Origin of the sequence: Algihabitans sp., assembly GCF_965226985.1 — a bacterium.
GTDB lineage: Bacteria > Pseudomonadota > Alphaproteobacteria > Kiloniellales > DSM-21159 > Algihabitans.
The window spans coordinates 2,913,925-2,930,890 of record NZ_OZ245712.1; the positions used below are offsets into that span (position 1 = coordinate 2,913,925).

15 protein-coding genes and 1 pseudogene are annotated in these 16,966 nt (G+C 68.6%); 7 read left to right on the top strand and 9 right to left on the bottom strand.

Going from position 1 to position 16,966, the window contains the following annotated elements; all coding sequences use genetic code 11:
- The 5 genes from ppdK to ACO054_RS13300 form a co-directional block, all read right to left on the bottom strand.
- Entirely contained in the window at positions 1 to 2,673 is a 2,673-nt protein-coding gene (gene ppdK, locus ACO054_RS13280; protein ID WP_421707063.1) for a pyruvate, phosphate dikinase, read from the bottom strand.
- A 66-nt stretch (positions 2,674 to 2,739) separates the two neighbouring features.
- A complete protein-coding gene (locus tag ACO054_RS13285) occupies positions 2,740 to 3,426 on the bottom strand; it encodes a TenA family protein (RefSeq protein ID WP_421707064.1) in 687 nt (228 codons plus the stop codon).
- On the bottom strand, positions 3,427 to 5,538 hold the full coding sequence (gene glyS, locus ACO054_RS13290; RefSeq protein WP_421707065.1) for a glycine--tRNA ligase subunit beta: 2,112 nt from the start codon (positions 5,536 to 5,538) through the stop codon (positions 3,427 to 3,429).
- Entirely contained in the window at positions 5,531 to 6,469 is a 939-nt protein-coding gene (locus ACO054_RS13295; RefSeq protein ID WP_421707066.1) for a glycine--tRNA ligase subunit alpha, read from the bottom strand. The genes glyS and ACO054_RS13295 overlap by 8 nt, the downstream gene beginning before the upstream one ends.
- A gap of 148 nt (positions 6,470 to 6,617) precedes the next feature.
- Positions 6,618 to 6,908, bottom strand: coding sequence for a hypothetical protein (locus tag ACO054_RS13300; RefSeq protein WP_421707067.1), 291 nt, complete (start codon positions 6,906 to 6,908; stop codon positions 6,618 to 6,620).
- 239 nt (positions 6,909 to 7,147) lie between these two features.
- Between ACO054_RS13300 and ACO054_RS13305 the strand changes: the two genes are divergently transcribed.
- The 3 genes from ACO054_RS13305 to ACO054_RS13315 all read left to right on the top strand — a co-directional run bounded on the left by ACO054_RS13305 (position 7,148) and on the right by ACO054_RS13315 (position 9,601).
- On the top strand, positions 7,148 to 7,717 hold the full coding sequence (locus ACO054_RS13305; protein WP_421707068.1) for a carboxymuconolactone decarboxylase family protein: 570 nt from the start codon (positions 7,148 to 7,150) through the stop codon (positions 7,715 to 7,717).
- Between the two features lie 157 nt (positions 7,718 to 7,874).
- Positions 7,875 to 8,801 (top strand): aldo/keto reductase, encoded by a 927-nt coding sequence (locus ACO054_RS13310; protein WP_421707069.1) that lies wholly within the window; start codon positions 7,875 to 7,877, stop codon positions 8,799 to 8,801.
- 29 nt (positions 8,802 to 8,830) lie between these two features.
- Positions 8,831 to 9,601: a DUF6064 family protein gene (locus ACO054_RS13315; RefSeq protein ID WP_421707070.1), complete on the top strand. Its 771-nt coding sequence runs from the start codon at positions 8,831 to 8,833 to the stop codon at positions 9,599 to 9,601.
- A 408-nt stretch (positions 9,602 to 10,009) separates the two neighbouring features.
- Here the strand turns inward: ACO054_RS13315 and ACO054_RS13320 are convergent.
- Positions 10,010 to 10,450, bottom strand: a pseudogene (locus tag ACO054_RS13320) (EamA family transporter); the annotation flags it as partial.
- Between the two features lie 103 nt (positions 10,451 to 10,553).
- On the opposite strand from ACO054_RS13320, the gene ACO054_RS13325 reads away from it, so the two are divergent.
- Positions 10,554 to 11,477 carry a LysR substrate-binding domain-containing protein gene (locus ACO054_RS13325; RefSeq protein ID WP_421707071.1) on the top strand — a complete coding sequence of 308 codons (924 nt, stop codon included), beginning with the start codon at positions 10,554 to 10,556 and terminating at the stop codon, positions 11,475 to 11,477.
- Positions 11,478 to 11,491: 14 nt separating this feature from the next.
- Here the strand turns inward: ACO054_RS13325 and ACO054_RS13330 are convergent, their stop codons facing one another.
- Positions 11,492 to 12,460, bottom strand: coding sequence for an EamA family transporter (locus tag ACO054_RS13330; RefSeq protein WP_421707072.1), 969 nt, complete (start codon positions 12,458 to 12,460; stop codon positions 11,492 to 11,494).
- A gap of 84 nt (positions 12,461 to 12,544) precedes the next feature.
- On the opposite strand from ACO054_RS13330, the gene ACO054_RS13335 reads away from it, so the two are divergent.
- Both ACO054_RS13335 and ACO054_RS13340 read left to right on the top strand, forming a co-directional pair.
- The gene (locus ACO054_RS13335) at positions 12,545 to 13,054 is read left to right on the top strand and encodes a MarR family winged helix-turn-helix transcriptional regulator (protein WP_421707073.1); all 510 of its coding nucleotides are present in this window, start codon (positions 12,545 to 12,547) and stop codon (positions 13,052 to 13,054) included.
- A 110-nt stretch (positions 13,055 to 13,164) separates the two neighbouring features.
- Entirely contained in the window at positions 13,165 to 13,917 is a 753-nt protein-coding gene (locus ACO054_RS13340; RefSeq protein WP_421707074.1) for an SDR family oxidoreductase, read from the top strand.
- A gap of 26 nt (positions 13,918 to 13,943) precedes the next feature.
- Here the strand turns inward: ACO054_RS13340 and ACO054_RS13345 are convergent, their stop codons facing one another.
- On the bottom strand, positions 13,944 to 14,840 hold the full coding sequence (locus ACO054_RS13345) for a S49 family peptidase (RefSeq protein WP_421707075.1): 897 nt from the start codon (positions 14,838 to 14,840) through the stop codon (positions 13,944 to 13,946).
- A 117-nt stretch (positions 14,841 to 14,957) separates the two neighbouring features.
- On the opposite strand from ACO054_RS13345, the gene ACO054_RS13350 reads away from it, so the two are divergent.
- Positions 14,958 to 15,905: a phosphotransferase gene (locus tag ACO054_RS13350; RefSeq protein WP_421707076.1), complete on the top strand. Its 948-nt coding sequence runs from the start codon at positions 14,958 to 14,960 to the stop codon at positions 15,903 to 15,905.
- Here ACO054_RS13350 and ACO054_RS13355 read toward each other — a convergent pair.
- Positions 15,902 to 16,933, bottom strand: coding sequence for a histone deacetylase family protein (locus ACO054_RS13355; protein ID WP_421707077.1), 1,032 nt, complete (start codon positions 16,931 to 16,933; stop codon positions 15,902 to 15,904). The two genes, ACO054_RS13350 and ACO054_RS13355, sit on opposite strands and share 4 nt — an antisense overlap.
- Positions 16,934 to 16,966 lie beyond the last annotated feature (33 nt).

Sequence of the window (16,966 nt, forward strand, 5' to 3'; positions counted from 1 at the left end):
TCAGACGTCCCGCTCGCTCTCTTCCAGAGCCGCCTGGGCGGCGGCGAGGCGGGCGATGGGCACGCGGTAGGGCGAGCAACTCACGTAGTCCAGTCCGACCGACTGGCAGAAGCGGATCGAGGCCGGGTCGCCGCCGTGTTCGCCGCAGATGCCGAGCTTGATGTCGCCGCGCACGCCGCGGCCCTTGTCCGCCGCGATGGAGACGAGCTGTCCGACGCCCTTCGGATCCAGAGTGATGAAGGGATCCTGCTTGACGATGCCGCGCGCCTCGTAGGTCGGCAGAAAGCTGCCGGCGTCGTCGCGCGACAGGCCGAAGACGGTCTGGGTCAGGTCGTTGGTGCCGAAGGAGAAGAACTCGGCCTCCTCCGCGATCTCGTCGGCGCAGAGCGCCGCGCGCGGCAGTTCGATCATGGTGCCGACCAGATAGGCGACGGTCTGCCCGGTCTCGGCGAAAACGGCCTGAGCGGTGGCGTCCACCAGCTGCTTCAGGATCTCCAGCTCGCGCCGGGTGGCGACCAGCGGGATCATGACCTCGGGTTCGACGGTCTTGCCGGTCTCGCGCTGCACTTCGGCCGCCGCCTCGAAGATCGCGCGGGCCTGCATCTCGTAGATCTCGGGATAGGTGATGCCCAGGCGGCAGCCGCGATGCCCGAGCATCGGGTTGCTTTCCTCCAGTTGCAGGCTGCGCTGGCGCACCTGTTCGACCGTCGCGCCGGCGGCGGTCGCCACCTCCTGCATCTCGCTCTCGCCGTGGGGCAGGAACTCGTGCAGCGGCGGGTCGAGCAGCCGCACGGTGACCGGCAGGCCGCTCATGATCTTGAAGATCTCCGCGAAGTCCTGGCGCTGCATCGGCAGGATGCGGGCCAGGGCCTTGCGCCGCGCCTCGACCGTGTCGGCCAGGATCATCTCGCGCACGGCGACGATGCGATCCGCGTCGAAGAACATATGCTCGGTACGGCAGAGGCCGATGCCCTCGCAGCCGAACTTTACCGCCGTACGGCAGTCGCCCGGCGTCTCCGCGTTGGTGCGCACCTTCATGCGGCGGATGCCGTCGGCCCAGGCCATCAGCTTGGCGAAGTCGCCGGTCAGCTCCGGCTGGATGGTCGCCACCTCGCCCTGCATCACCTCGCCGGTGGCGCCGTCCAGGGTGATGACCTCGCCTTCGGAAATCTCTACGTCGCGCACCCGCATCTTGCCGGTCTTGTAGTCGATGCGCAGCTCGCCGGCACCGGCGACGCAGGGCCGGCCCATGCCGCGCGCCACCACGGCGGCGTGGCTTGTCATGCCGCCCCGGGTGGTCAGGATCCCCTCGGCGGCGTGCATGCCGTGAATGTCTTCCGGGCTGGTCTCGACCCGGCAGAGGATCACCTTGCGGCCCTCCTGCCCCAGAGCTTCGGCGCGGTCGGCGCTGAAGACCACCTCGCCAGAGGCCGCGCCCGGAGAGGCCGGCAGGCCCTTGGCGATCACGTTGCGCTCGGCCTGAGGATCGAGGGTCGGATGCAGCAGCTGGTCGAGCGCCGCCGGGTCGACGCGGCGGACGGCCTCGGCCTCGTCGATCAGACCTTCCTCCACCATCTGCGTCGCGATCTTGAGCGCGGCGGCGGCCGTGCGCTTGCCGGTGCGGGTCTGCAGCATGTAGAGCGTGCCGGACTGCACCGTGAACTCGATGTCCTGCATCTCCTTGTAGTGCGCCTCCAGCCGGTTGCGCACCTCGCAGAGCTGCTGGAAGACTTCGGGCATCACCTCTTCCATGGCGGGCAGGTCGCTGTCGTTCTTCTGCTTGCCCTGCACCGTCAGATTCTGCGGCGTGCGGATTCCGGCGACCACGTCCTCGCCCTGGGCGTTGACCAGGTACTCGCCGTAGAAGTCGTTCTCGCCGGTCGAGGGATCGCGGGTGAAGGCGACGCCGGTGGCGCAGTCCTGACCCATGTTGCCGAAGACCATGGCCTGGACGTTGACCGCCGTGCCCCATTCCTCGGGAATGTTGTGCAGGCGGCGGTAGGTGCGGGCGCGCTGGTTGGTCCAGGAGCCGAAGACGGCGGACACCGCCTTCCAGAGCTGATCCTTCGGGCTCTGGGGGAAGGGCTCGCCCGTCTCCTCCTCCACCTTCGCCTTGTACTGCTCGATCACCGCCTTCCAGTCGTCGGCCGTCAGGTCGGTGTCGAGATCGACGCCCTTGTCCTCCTTGGCCAGCTCCAGGGTCTCCTCGAAGTGGCCGTGATCGACACCCAGCACCACGTCGCCGAACATCTGGATGAAACGGCGGTAGCTGTCGTAGGCGAAGCGCGGATCGCCGCTCTTGCGGGCCAGCCCCTCGACCGTCTCGTCGTTGAGGCCGAGGTTGAGGACCGTGTCCATCATGCCGGGCATGGAGACGCGCGCGCCGGAGCGCACCGAGACCAGTAGCGGGTTCTCCACCGCGCCGAAGCTCATCCCGAGATCCCGCTCGATCGCGCTCAGCGCCTCGCCGACCTGGGCGTCCAGCGTGTCGGGGTAGCCGCCGTTCTGGGTGTAGTGGGTGCAGACCTCGGTGGTGATGGTGAAGCCGGGCGGAACCGGCAGGCCGATGGAGGCCATCTCCGCCAAGTTCGCCCCCTTGCCGCCCAGCAGGTTGCGCATCTCCGCGCGGCCGTCCGAGTTGCCGCCGCCAAAGCCGTAGACCCACTTGCTCATGCCATCGCTCCGTCTCGTCTGCCTGCCTCCCGTCGTCGAGAGACCGGGCTGTATCGTCCGCGCCCGTCAGCGCGGGTGGAACATATCGAAGAAATCGACCTCCAACCGGACCATCCGGGCGAAACGCTCGGCCATAGCCTGCCGTTCCGCGGCGCTGGCCACCGCGGCGGCGCGGTCCGTCTCGACCTTCAGCCAGAGAACGAAGGCGCGGAAGTCGGCATTGACGTGCAGGTCGATCCATTCCTGGAAATAGAAGGCGCCGGGCGCCTTGGCCGCCTGCGCCTCGGCCCAGCTCAGGTAGATCCATTCGGCGGGCAGGAGCGTCGCCAGGATTTCCCCGTAGCTGCCCCGCGCGCCGGCATCCTCCATCGCGGCGATCAGGTCCCGCGTGACTGCGCGCAGGGCGGGCGCGGTACGATCCCCCTCGGGCACCTGCAGCGCCTCGAAGCTGCGTTGAAAGTAGGTATTCTCCTCGGAGGTTACCGCCGCCAGGAAGGTCGAAAGCCGCGCCTGCGCGCCGATGTCCGGCGCCCGGCCGACCGCGAAGCCGACCATGGAGACCAGGGTCCCGACGAAGGCGTAATCCTGAACCAGGTAGTCGGCCATGGCCGACTGCGGCAGGGTTCCATCGCCCAGGGCCAGAGTGAAGGGATGGCCGCAGGCCCTGTCCCAGGCCGCACCAGTCTCGCGGCGGCAGGCCTCCGCGAACCCCTCACCGCTCGTCTCAGAATCGCTGCGCATAGCCTCAGTCATTCAACCGCCCTCGATTGCGGAAAAGTCGGCCACCTGGCCCAGAGTCGCGCCGATCCGCGCCAGCAGGCGCAGGCGGTTCCGGCGCAAGCGCGCCTCCTCGGCGTTGACGGTAACCGCGTCGAAGAAGGCGTCGACCGGCTGGCGCAGTTCGGCCAGCGCCGCCATCGCCGCCGTGAAGTCCTCGCGATCCAGCGCCGCCGCAGCCTTATCCCCGGCCAGTTCCAGCGCCTGGAACAGTGCCTGTTCCTCGCGCTGTTCGAGCACGCCGGGCTCCACGGCGCCGGCGATCTCCACCCCGTCCTTCTTGGCCTCGATGCGGACGATATTGGCCGCACGGCGGTAGGCGACCAGCAGGTTGGCGCCATCGTCGGTCTTGAGGAAGTCCTCAAGCGCCTCGACCCGCCGCAGCAGACGCACCAGGTCGTCCTCGTCGCCGAGGTTGAAGATCGCCTGGATCAGATCGTGGCGCACGCCCTGCTCGCGCAGCGCCACCTTCAGCCGGTCGGCGAAGAAAGCGAGCAGGTCCGATGCGACCGCATCGGCTTCGGGCCGCAGGCCGGTCGCGGAGGGGAGCTGATGGACGCCGGCATATCCGGAGCGGAACAACGCCGACAGCGGCAGCCGCAGCTCGTTCTCGACGATTAGGCGAATGACCCCCAGGGCAGCCCGGCGCAAGGCGAAGGGGTCCTTGCTGCCGGTCGGCTTCTCGTCGATGGCGAACATGCCGACCAAACTATCGAGCTTGTCGGCCAGGGCGACGCAGAGGCTGACCGGCGCCGTGGGGCAGCGATCGTTCGGCCCCTGTGGCGCATAGTGCTCAGCGATGGCCTGCGCCACTTCGGGCTGCTCGCCGTCGGCCAAAGCGTAGTAGCGGCCCATGATGCCCTGCAGCTCGGGAAACTCGCCCACCATGCCGGTGACGAGATCGGACTTGCAGAGCCGTGCGGCGGAGCGCACCCGGTCCAGGTCTGCGCCCGGCACGGCCTTGGCGATCTCCACGGCCAGCGCGGTGATGCGGTCGACCTTGTCCTCGACCGTCCCGAGCCGCGCGTGGAAGACGATGGCGCGCAGCGCAGCGACCCGGCTCTGCAGGCTCTGCTTGCGGTCCTGGTCCCAGAAGAACTCGGCGTCGGCCAGACGGGCACGCAGCACCCGCTCGTTGCCCTCCACGATGTTCTTGCGCCGCAGCGAGCCTTCGGGCGCCGTCATATCGGCCGCCAGCAGGAAGCGGGGTGCCAGCGTTCCGTCCGGCTCGACCAGGGAGAAGTACTTCTGATGGCTGCGCATGGAGGTCGAGAGCACCTCGTCCGGCAGCTCCATGAAGCGCGCTTCGATGCTGCCCATCAGCGGCTCCGGCCACTCCACGAGTCCGGTCACCTCCTCGACCAGGGGCGTATCCTCCTTGACCGCCAGTCCGGCGGCGTGCGCGAGCGCCGAGGCCTGTTCGACCAGGACCTTGCGCCGCTCGCCGCGGTCGACACGCACGAAGGCCTGCTCCAGCCGCTCCCGGTAGTCGGCCCAGCCTTCGACCCGGATGTCCTCGGGCGCCAGGAAGGGATGGCCGCGCGTCCGGTCGGTGAAGGTCAACTGCCGGTCGCCCAGGTCCAGCGTGCCCTCCAGCCGGACGCCGTCAAACAACGCCAGCACGGCGTGCAGCGGGCGAACCCAGCGGAAATCGGTTTCCGCCCAGCGCATGGAGGTCGGCCAGACCAAGGCGCGGATCGCCTCGGCCAGCAGCTCGGGCAGGACCGAGGCCGTGGCCTGTCCCGGGATCTGTCGCACGGCGAAGAAGAATTCGCCCTTGGGCGTCTCGCGCAGCTCCGCCTCGTCGGCGGAGGCGAAGCCATTGGCCTTCAGAAAGCCCGCGATGGCCGGCTCCGGCGCGCCGCGCTTCGGGCCCTTGCGCTCCTCGGTCCGGTCGGGCTGCTTGAGGGGCAGTCCCTCGACCACCAGCACGAGACGGCGCGGGGTCGCGGTGGCGAAGGCATGGTCGAAGGTCAGGCCGGCGGCGCCCAGTCTGTCGCAGACCAGCGCGCGCAGGTTTTCCGCCGCCTGAACCTGCATGCGGGCGGGGATCTCCTCCGAGCGCAGCTCCAGAAGCAGCTCAGACATCGTTCGTCCCCGCAGCCTCAAGCGGCGGCGCTTCGCCGGACTCGGCGAAGGAGGCGACCCAGGTCTCGCAGCAGCCCTTGGCCAGGGCGCGCACGCGGCCGATGTAGGCCTGCCGCTCGGTAACGGAGATGACGCCCCGCGCGTCCAGCAGATTGAAGAGGTGGCTGGCCTTCATGCAGAGGTCGTAGGCCGGCAGGGCCAGGCGCGCCTCCAGCAGAGCCATGCACTCGGCCTCGGCGTCCGCGAAGTGCCGGAACAGCCGCTCGACGCCGGCATGTTCGAAGTTGAAGGCGCTGAACTCCCGCTCCGCCTGCAGGAAGACGTCGCCGTAGCACTTGCCGCCCTGCTCCGTCGGCACGCCGTCCCAGTCCAGGTCGTAGATGCTGTCCACGCCCTGCACATACATGATCAGCCGCTCCAGCCCGTAGGTCAGCTCCACCGGGACGGGCCGGCAGTCGAGACCGCCAACCTGCTGGAAGTAGGTGAACTGCGTGACCTCCATGCCGTTGCACCAGACCTCCCACCCTAGGCCCCAGGCGCCCAGCGTCGGGCTCTCCCAGTCGTCCTCCACGAAGCGGATGTCGTGCTCCAGCGGGTCGATCCCCAACACGCGCAAGGAGCCCAGATAGAGCTCCTGAATGTTCGCCGGGCTGGGCTTCATCAGCACCTGGTACTGGTAGTAGTGCTGCAGTCGGTTGGGGTTGTCGCCGTAACGCCCGTCGGTCGGGCGGCGCGAGGGCTGCACGTAGGCGCAGTTCCAGACCCGGTCGGGGCCGAGCGCCCGCAGGGTGGTCGCGGGATGGAAGGTCCCGGCGCCGACCTCCAGGTCGTAGGGCTGCAGGATGACGCAGCCCTGCCGCGCCCAGTAGTCCTGGAGCTTGAGGATCAGACCTTGAAAGCAGGTATCGGGATCGGCGGCGCGCTTGGCCATCGCTGGGGGGTGCAATCCGGGGTTTTTCGCAGGTGCGGTAGAGGGCCGTGACCCTACTGGGCAGCCCGCCGCAAATCAAGGCGCGGGGCCGGCGGAGGAAGAGGCTGCGGCAGGCGCAACCGAAGGGTGCAAGTCGACAGACGTCAAATCAGTTTGGACAGTCGGCTCGGCCGCAGTTCTTCGCGCTGCCGGCGGCTACGTAGGTCCGGCAGGAGGGACACTGCAGCATCTCCTCCGCCTCCAGGGAGGCGGGGTCGCGCGGGGACGCCGGCTCGGCGGGGTCCTTGCGCGACGTCTTACGGGTCGCCTTGGTCTCCCGGCGCAACTTGGCCTCCGCCTTGCGCGCCGAGTCCAGCCGGCCGACCAGCTTGAATCCGTACCAGACGACCAGGATGACGCCGGCGAGCACCAGCAGCTTGGTAATGCTGAATCCGAACATGGCCGCCCTTGTAGGAAGGCCGGCGCGCCAGGACAAGCGCCGCCGTGACCTGCGCCGAAAGGGCGCAAAACGACATCACGGCCCCGTGAATTATGAGGGGGCATCACAGATGAGATGCGGAGATGCACGGTTCAGCCCGAACTCCGGCACCCCCACCTGCAGTCCATCGACGAATGCGCGTGTCGGCGGGGTTTCACTGGCCCTGGCGGAACGCCCCACCCCCGAACGGAGGCACCTCCATGGTCGATTTCACGCTGCACACCCCCGAGACGGCACCGGACGGCGCCGCCGAGCGCCTGACAGCCGCCGAGAAGAAGCTCGGTTTCGTGCCCAGCCTCTGGGCCATCCAGGCCGAGGCTCCGGCGCTGCTGGAGGGCTACCAGACCCTCGCCGGGATCTTCGACAAGACTTCCTTCACCGCGACCGAGCGGCAGACGGTGATGTTCACCGCCAACTTCCTGAACGAGTGCACCTTCTGCATGGCGGCGCACACCGGGACCGCCAAGTCCCAGGGCGTGCCCGACGAGGTGATCGAGGCCCTGCGCAACGACACGCCGCTGCCCGATGCGAAGCTGGAGGCGCTGCGGAACTTTACCCGTGCGGTGGTGACCAAGCGCGGCTGGGTCGAGAATGCCGAGGTCGAGGCCTTCCTGGCCGCCGGCTATGGGCGCCAGCAGGTGCTGGAGGTGATCCTGGGCGTCGGCCTGAAGGTGCTCTCCAACTACACCAACCACATCGCCGACACGCCGCTGAACGAGCCCTTCCAGAAATTCGCCTGGACCAAGCCCGCAGCGCGGGCCGCCGAGTAGCGTCCGACCCTCAAGTCCCGTCTGGGGCGCCCACCTCAGCAGGCATAGGCCGTCGGCTTCGCTTGCTTGGGGCCGTTGCTGTCGAAGGCGCCGCGCTCTTGCCATTTTGCCGAGGCAGGCTCGACCAAACACACTTGGCGAGCAGCGGGAGCCGGCAATGCAGGTGGATCGACGTCGCTTTCTCCTCGGATCCGCAGCCGGGTCCCTTGGCCTCACGGCCCTGCGGCCGCTTGCGCCGGCCCGGGCGCAGTCGCCGGAGGCCGAGCAACGGCGCATCCCCTCGAGCGGCCAGGCGGTACCGGCCGTCGGACTGGGTAGCTGGATCACCTTCAACGTCGGCGACGACCCGCTGCTGCGCGACGAATGCGTGGAGGTCATGGCCGCCTTCGTCGAGGAGGGCGGCGGGATGATCGACTGTTCGCCCATGTACGGCTCGTCCCAAGACACCATCGGCTACGGGCTGGAGCGGCTGGGCCGGCCCGCCAGCGTCTTCTCGACGGAGAAGGTCTGGACCAGCGGCGTCGATGACGGTCCCACTCAGATCGCGGAGACGCGGCGGAAATGGGGCCTTCCGCGCTTCGACCTGCTGCAGGTCCACAACCTAGTCGCCTGGGAAGGGCATCTGGACACCCTCTTCGAGATGAAGGCGGCGGGCGATCTGGGCTACGTCGGCATCACCACCTCGCACGGACGGCGGCACGATCTGCTGGAGCGGATCATGGAGCGCCAGCCCATCGACTTCGTGCAGCTGACCTACAACGTGCTGGACCGCGACGCCGAGGCCCGCTTGCTGCCGCTGGCCCGCGAGAAGGGTATCGGCGTCATCGTCAATCGCCCCTTCCAGGGCGGCGCGCTGACGCGCCGGCTGCGCAACGCCCCGCTGCCGGAGGCGCTGCGCGAGATCGGCGTAGAGACCTGGGCGCAGGCGATCCTGAAGTACATCCTGTCCGAACTGGCGGTGACGGTGGCGATCCCCGCCACGACCCGGGTCGCGCACCTGCGCGAGAACAAGGCGGCGGCGCGCGGCCCCTTGCCCGATGCGGCCCTGCGCGCGCAGATCGCCGAGCAGGTGCGCGCGCTTTGAGACCGCCGCGCCCCGCGCCGGAGCGCTAGATGCCGGCCTGGTTGAGCTATCGGCCGGCGGACTTCCTGCTGTTCTCGCCCCGCAGCTACTGGCGTCTCTTCGAGCTGGAGAACGCGGCGCTCTGGCCCCTGCCGCCCATCGCGCTGCTGCTCGGCCTCGCTCTGCCGGTCCTGCTGCTGCGCCGTCGGCCCGCGACCGACCGAGCCGCCGCGCTGCTGCTGGCCGCCGCCTGGGCCTGGGTCGGCTGGAGCTTCCTGTGGCAGCGCTACGCGCCGATCAACTGGGCCGCCGCCTACCTCGCGCCGCTGTTCGGCCTGCAAGCCCTCCTGTTCCTGGAGTTGGCCGTGCGCCGGGACGGCCTGCGCCTACGCGAGGGTCTCGACCCACAGGCCGCCACGGGTTTCGCGCTGATCGGCTACGCCCTGCTGCTGCACCCTCTGACCGCCCCGCTCGCCGGACGGCCCCTGGCGGGGGCGGAGGTCTTCGGCATCGCGCCCGACCCGACGGCGATCCTGACCCTGGGGATCGCGCTGCTGCAGCCGCCCGACAGCGCGCGGCGCCTGCTGTTCCTGATCCCGTCGCTCTGGCTGGCCGCCAGCGCCGCGACCCTGCTCACACTGGAGGCACCCGAAGGCTGGATTCCCACCGTGACCTTGGCGCTCGTCTGCCTTCTAGGTCTCCTCGGCCTTTGGCGCGCGCACTGGGCCGGCCGTCGGCGGTCGCCACAGAACCAGGCACCCCGCGACGGCGATCAGCGCCATGCCGGTGACGGTCGCGGCATCGGGAAGCTCTCGGAATAACATCAGGCCCCAGAGCACCGCGAAGGGCAGGTAGGCGTAGTCGAAGGTGGCGATCACCGCTGGTGGGCCGCATTGGTAGGCTCGGGCGACCCCCGTCGCGACGGCGACAAAGAGAAGGGCCAGCAGGACCAACAGGCCCCATTCCTGCCGGTCCAGAGGCACCCAGTCGCCGAGCAGAAAGGGGTTGGCGGCGGCGGGCAAGAGCGGATCCAGAAGCCACAGCGCCGCGACGCCAAGCAGACCGGCCACCAGAAAGCAGAGGTTGAGAGCGAAAGACAGGGCCAGGGGGGCAGTCGTGCCGCATTTGCTGCGCGTGATGACCATGGCCAGCGCGTAGGCGCCCGCCGCCAGGAGCGGCAGGATCATCGCCCAGGAGAAGGCCTCCGTGCCCGGACGCAGGATCACCAACACCCCCAGGAAACCGAGGCCGAGGGCCAGCTTCAGCCTGAGTCCCGGCGGCTCCCCGATCGCCAGCGCCGACAGCAGCGCGACCAGCAAAGGCGCCGTGTAGAGCGCGCTGGCGGCAAGGCTCAGGGGCAACAGCGGCAGGGCGACGTAGAAGGCGATCCACATGGCGACCAGCAGCAGGCTGCGGAGCGCGATCCAGCCGAGCGCCGTTTGTCCGAAGACTACCGGCTTACGACGCTGGGCAATCAGGACTGCCAGAAGCGGCAGCATCAGAAGCGGAAGCGCAAGGAGCGACCGCAGCAGGAAGATCTGCCAAAGGGTGAGCGCGGCGCTGAGAGAGCGGACCAGGGCATCCCCCAGCGACATCAGGAAGACCGATACCACGATCAACAGGATGCCCTGCCCGACCCGGTCGGGACGTTCGCTTGCCGCTCGGTTCATTCCGGTAGATCCGCCCGCTCCTTGGATGAACAAGGATCAAGCTTTGTAGCGGGCAGGCGGCTTTCTCAAACGACTTCTGCGTTCAAATACATTACCTTGAGTTATGAATCGTTTTCGCAAGAGCCTGCCGCCGCTGGCCAGCCTCCTGCCCTTCGAGGCGGCCGCTCGGCTTGAGAGCTTCACCCAGGCGGCCGAGGAGCTGAATCTGACCCAGGCCGCCGTCAGCCGGCAGATCCGGGCCCTGGAGGAGGATCTGGGCGTTCGGCTGTTCGAGCGCCGTCACCGGGCCGTCTTCCTGACGGAGGCGGGCCGCGACTTCGCCCTGAGCGTGGCGGCCAGTCTGGAGACCCTGGCCGCCCGCGCGACGGAGTTGCGGAGCAAGGACCGCAGCGGCGAGGTGGTTCTCTTCGCCGAACTCTGCTCGGCCTATTACTGGGTGATGCCGCGCCTCGCCGGCTTTCACCAGCGCCATCCGCGCATCGAGATCAGGGTAACCGCCTCTACCCTGCCGGTCGCCCGAACGACGGAGCCCTTCGACGTCGCCCTGCAGACCTCCGACCGCCCGAGCGGCGCCTACCCCCTGGCCTTCACGGCGACGGACGAGGTCTTTCCCGTCTGCAGTCCGGCCTATCTCGCCAAGCGCAAGACGGCCTCGCGGCCACCTCTGCCCCTGGCCGATCTGCCCAACCACCGCCTGCTGCACCACCGGGTGGAGCCGCAGGACTGGCTGGAATGGGACGACTGGCTGGAGCGGCTCGGCAGCCCCCTGCGCGTCGGCCATCGCGGCACGGCCTTCGACAGCTATCCGGTGCTGATCCAGGCGGCCGTGGAAGGCCACGGCATCGGGCTCGGCTGGCGGCGAGCGATGGAGCGGCTGCTGCAGTCCGGCAGCCTGCTGCGCCCCTTCGGCGAAAGGGTGATCCTGCCCCGAGGTCTCTCCGTCTACCGACGAGAGCAGGGACAGCTACGCCCCGAAGCAGCAGCTCTGCTGGCCTGGCTGGAGGACGAACTGACCGGCGACACGTGATCGGTTCGCTTGCTCTACGATCGAGAAGCCCGCCGGCCCGCCACCTGAAAGAGCAGGGCACCGCCGACGATCAGCAGCAGGGCGACCGCGAAGCCCTCGGGCAGGGTTTCGCCCAGGAAGAGGACAGCCACCGGCGTGCCGACCGCAGCTGCCACCGAGCCGATCTGGCTGAGGTAAACCGGGCCGGCCGTATACTGCAGCCGGAAGTAGGCGACGAATTGCAGCGCGAAAGCCAGGATGTTCAAAGCGCTCAGGCTCAGCAGGAGACGCTGATCCCACAGGCGAGCAACTGACGCGGGTCCCTCGCTGAGGGCTGCGAAGGGCGCGGTCAGGGCGGCGGCCAGCAGCAGCATGAGAGCCGCCAGCAGCAGTGGCGGCGCGCCCTTGGGCCAGAAGCGCGTGCGGAAGAGGTTCCCGCAGGCCAGGACGAAGGGAATAGCCGAGGCGACGAGGACCCAGCCGACCGCTTCCTCGTCGCCCGAAAGGCCCTCGAACTTGGAGAGCGCCAGAAGGAGACCGCCGGCCAGGGCGACGGTCACGCCCAAGGCGCGCAGCGGGTCGAAGCGCTCCATCCCGACCGCGAGCGCCAGGACGTAGGTGACCAACAGCGGAAAGGCGAAGGCGAGCGAGACGTAGCCGGCGCCCACATGGGCGACCGAGAGATAGGCCATGGCGCTGGGCAACGCCTGGAAAGCCCCGGCGACGAGGCTGTAGAGCAACAGGCGGCGCCAGCCACCCCGCGTTTGTCCGGAGAGGAGGGCCACGGCCATCAGCGCCAGCCCCGCGCCGCCCATGACCAAGGTCAAAAACCAAAGCATCGGGGCGCCGCCATCGGACGCGAGCCGCGACAGGATGATCGTGACCGCGAGCAAAGACCCGGTTGTCACCAGAAGGGCCGGCGCCGCCAGACCGACGGCGCCGGGGAGCTGGCGGGCGGCCCCGCTCTTCGGTTGGGCAGGATCTTTCGACTGAGGCTTCGGCATGGCTCGAGCTTTCGCGTAGGATCATCTATCGACGCCAAGTATCTTTGTATCAACTATCTTAATGTCAAGATATATGGAGGCGAGGTGACGGAAGACGACGAGAGTGACCGGGCCGCCCGCGCCGTCGCTCAATGGCGGCGGGAGTTTCCCGACTGGGATCTGCGCCCGATGGAGGCCCTGGGCCGTCTGAGCGAAACCGCCGCCGTGATCGAGCGCGAACACCTGGCGCCGCTCTTCGCGGCCTTCGGCCTGCAGCCGGGCGAGTTCGATGTGCTGGCCAGCCTGCGGCGCGCCGGTGCGCCCTACGAGATGACGCCGACCCAGCTGTTCGAGATCACCATGCTGTCGTCGGGCGGGATGACGGCGCGGCTCGACCGCCTGGAGCGCATGGGCTTCGTCGCACGCCGCCCCAACCCGGACGACCGGCGGGGCGTGCTGGTGGGTCTGACCCCAAGCGGCCGGGATCTGATCGAACGCGCGGTACCTGACCACCTGGCCAATCAGACCAGCCTGACGACCGGCCTGACGGCGGAAGAGCTGGCCAGCCTCTCCGCACTGCTCAAGAAGCTGCTGCGGCACGCCCAGGCCAAGTGACCTCGAAAGGCGAAAGCCCCCCGGCGCGCAAGAAGCGGATGGAGCGCGCGCCATCCTCCGCCTACCCCTGAGGCGTCCTATGGAGTCTCAAAAGGGGGTGGGGACAGCCAATGCGGTTTGCTGGAAAGACAGCGATCGTGACGGGGGCCAGTAGCGGGATCGGCGCGGCCGCCGCGCGCCTGCTCGCGGCGGAGGGCGCCGCCGTGGTTCTGGGCGCCCGGCGCGAGGCTCTTCTCAACGACCTGGCCGAGGAGATCGCCGGCGAAGGCGGCCAGGCGGTCTGGCTGGCCGGCGACGTTCGGGACGAGCGCTATGCCGAGGCTCTCGTGCGGCTGGCCGCTTCGACCTTCGGCGGTCTGGACGCCGCCTTCAACAACGCCGGCACCCTGGGCGATTTGGGGCCGGTGCCTGACATGACGGCGGCGACGTGGCAGGAGGTGATCGCGGTCAACCTGACCAGCGCCTTCTACGGCGCGAAACACCAGATCCCGGCGATCAAGGCAAAGGGAGGCGGCGCGATCCTCTTCACCTCCTCCTTCGTCGGACATCGCATCGGCCTGCCCGGCATGGGCGCCTACGCCGCCAGCAAGGCCGGACTGATCGGGCTGACACAGGTGCTTGCCGCCGAACACGGGCCGGAGGGGATCCGGGTCAACAGCCTGCTACCGGGCGGAACCAAGACACCCATGGCCGGAGACGACGCGGCGTTCCACGAGTTCGTCGAGGGGATCCACGCTCTCAAGCGCATGGCGGAAGCGGAGGAAATCGCGAAAACCGCACTCTTCCTGTTGTCGGACAGCGCGTCCTTCGTGACCGGCAGCGCACTGCTGGCCGACGGCGGCTGCTCGATCACCAAGACCTAGAGTGAATCGCCCTCTAAACCTCGTGGTCAGAGCCCGAAGCGGCTCCAGAGGGCGCGCTCCTCGACGGCGGCCAGGGCGCCGTCGGCCAGGTCCTGGGGCCGCCAGTCGGCCAGCCCCAAACCCGCTCCGCCGCCGACGGCACCGGTCAGCTGCGACAGCCCGAAGCGGCGGCGCAGCCAACTCTTCTCGCCGTCGACGCGGCGGAGCTGCACACGCTCGCCGTAGCGTTCGCGCAGGATGGCGCGCAGATCGCCCAAGCCGTCGATCAGGCCGACCTCCTGCGCCTTGCGGCCGGCATAGATCTCGCCGGAGAAGAGCTCCTCCTCCTTGCCCTTCAGGCGGTCGCCCCGGCGCGCACGCACGTAGGACTTGAAGGACTCGTGGATCTCGCCCTGAAGCCGTTTGAGACGGTCGACATCCTTCTTACGGGCGGGCTGGAAGGGGTCGAGCAGCGACTTGTTCTCGCCGGCGGTATAGAGCCGACGCTCCACACCGACCTTCTTGATCGCCTCCTGAAAGCCGAAGGCCGAGGCGATCACACCGATGGAGCCGACCAGCGAGCTTTCCTGGGCGTAGATCTCGTCGGCGGCGCAGGCCAGCCAGTAGCCGCCCGAGGCCGCGACATCCTCGCAGAAGGCATAGACCTTGACGTCCTTCTCCTCGGCCAGGTCGCGGATACGCTTGGCGATCAAGGCGGACTGGGCCGCCGCGCCGCCCGGCGAATTGATCGCCAGCGCCACGGCCTTCAGCCGCGGCTGCTTGAAGGCGCGGTTGATCGGCCCGGCCAGTTCGGCAAGGCTGAGCCCACGGCGCAGCGCAGAGCCGACACCGATGGTGCCGGACAGGCGGATGACCGAAACCACCGGCGGGGGGTTGCGATAGTTCTCGTGCGGGATCCAACGGAACAGCTTGGCGATATCCATAAAGCTTTACATGACAGAGCCAGCCGGAAAATCCAGAGGAAAAGCGGTCGCAGCCGCATGACTCCCCAGCATTTCCTGCCCACTTTTCGGTGAAGCGCGCCAGATGAAGCTCACGCCATGATCCGGCCGCCGAACTTTGCCTGCCTGAAAGACTACGTCGAGCGCCTGGACGACGGCGATTTCTGGAGCCCCTACCTGGCCAAGATTCGCGCGCGCCAGGACCTGGCAACGGCCGGCGACACGACGCCCGCCGGCCGGGGCGCCACCTATCCGACCTTTCTCTGCGGCGACTTGGTGATCAAGCTGTTCGGCGGGCCGGGGCCTTGGCGGCAGGCTCACGCGGCGGAACGGGCGGCCTACGACCGGCTTGTGACGGATGACGGAAGCGACCCTTGGATCGCCGCGCCACGGCTGCTGGGCGAAGGGCGGCTGTTTGAGGTGGAAGGCGCGCCCTGGCCCTACCTGGTCACCAGCCGATTGCCGGGGATCGCGGTCTCGCAGGTCGACCTGACGGACGATCAGCGTGTGGCGCTTGCGGTCGAACTCGGTCGCCAGGTTCGAAGTCTCCACAGGCTGGCCCCGACCGGTCTCGCGACTCTGGAGGCTTGGCCGGCCTTCGATCTGACTGCCGGCTTGGCGCGAAGCTCGCTGCCGCCACAGCTGGCCGTACAGACTGAGGCCTTCCTGGCCAAGCTATCGCCTTTCGAGAGGGTCTTTACCCACGGTGATCTGACCGCCAGCCACGTCTTCCTTCTGGAGGGCCGTTTCGCCGGCATCATCGACTGGGGCGACGCCCTGGCGGCGGATCGCCACATGGAGCTGATCCAGCCCTACCGCGACCTCTTCGCCTGCGACAAAGCGCTATTCCGCGCCTTCCTGGAGGCCAGCGACTGGCCTGTCGGTCGGGACTTCGACCGCAAGACGCTCGGTCTCGCGCTGATCCGCCAGGCCGTCGGCGCCGCGCAGCATCACGCGATGGATGTCTTCGAACCCATCGCACAACGATATCCCTTGGCGGAGATCGCGACGCTCGACGAGCTGGCCGCCGAGCTTTTCGCTGTTTAGGCCGCTTCCTCGAAGCCGGTCAGGACGTTGACGGCGTTCACGCCGATCTGCTCGACGGCGTAGCCGCCCTCCATGACGAAGAGCGTGGGCAGGCCGAGGCCGGCGATGGTCTCGCCGATCTGCAGGTAGTCGTCCCCCTCCAGGGTGAAGTGGCTGATGGGATCTTCCTTGTAGGTATCGACGCCGAGGGAGATCACCAGCGCCTCCGCGCCGAAGGCGCCGATCCGGCGACAGGCCTCCTCCAGAGCGCTCGACCAGCGCGCGAAGCCGGTGCCCCACTCCAGCGGGAAGTTGGCGTTGGCGCCCTCGCCCGCGCCTTCGCCCGTCTCGTCCTCGTAGCCCAGGAAGAAGGGGAACTCCTGCTTCGGATGACCATGCAGCGAGGCGAAGAAGACGTCGGGCCGGTCGTAGAAGATCGACTGGGTGCCGTTGCCGTGGTGATAGTCGACGTCCAGGACCGCGACCTTCGCCGCTCCCTGATCGCGCAGCCACTGGGCCGCGATGGCGGCATTATTCAGGAAGCAGTAGCCGCCGTAGTAGTCGGCCGCCGCATGATGACCCGGAGGCCGGCAGAGCGCGAAGACGCCGCGCGCGCCCTCCTTCACCCGCGCCGCGCCGCTCAGAGCCACGTTGGCCGAGGCGCGGGCGGCCCGCCAGGTGCCGGACATAATCGGCGTGCCGGCATCGAAGGAGAAGTAGCTGAGCTTGCCATCGATGCTTTCCGGCTCGCGCGCCCGCATGCCCCGGACCTGCCAGTTGAGCGGCAGGGCGTCATGCTCGCGTCCGCTCTTGACCCAGTCGCCCCAGGCCGCCGCCAGGAAGGACAGGTAACGCGCGTCGTGCACCGCCTCCAGCGGCTCCAGGCCGAAGTCCTGAGGCTCCAGTATGTCGCCCAGCCCGACGGCGCGGACCCGTTCCAGCACCATTTCGGCGCGGCGCGGCATCTCGAAGGGCGGCAGCAGCTGGCCGTCGATCAGTTCGGCCTTGCCGTCCTGGTAGCGGTGGTCGTCGCTGTAGATTGTGAGCATCGTCTCTTTCGGTTCGGGTTCGGGTGACGGTTT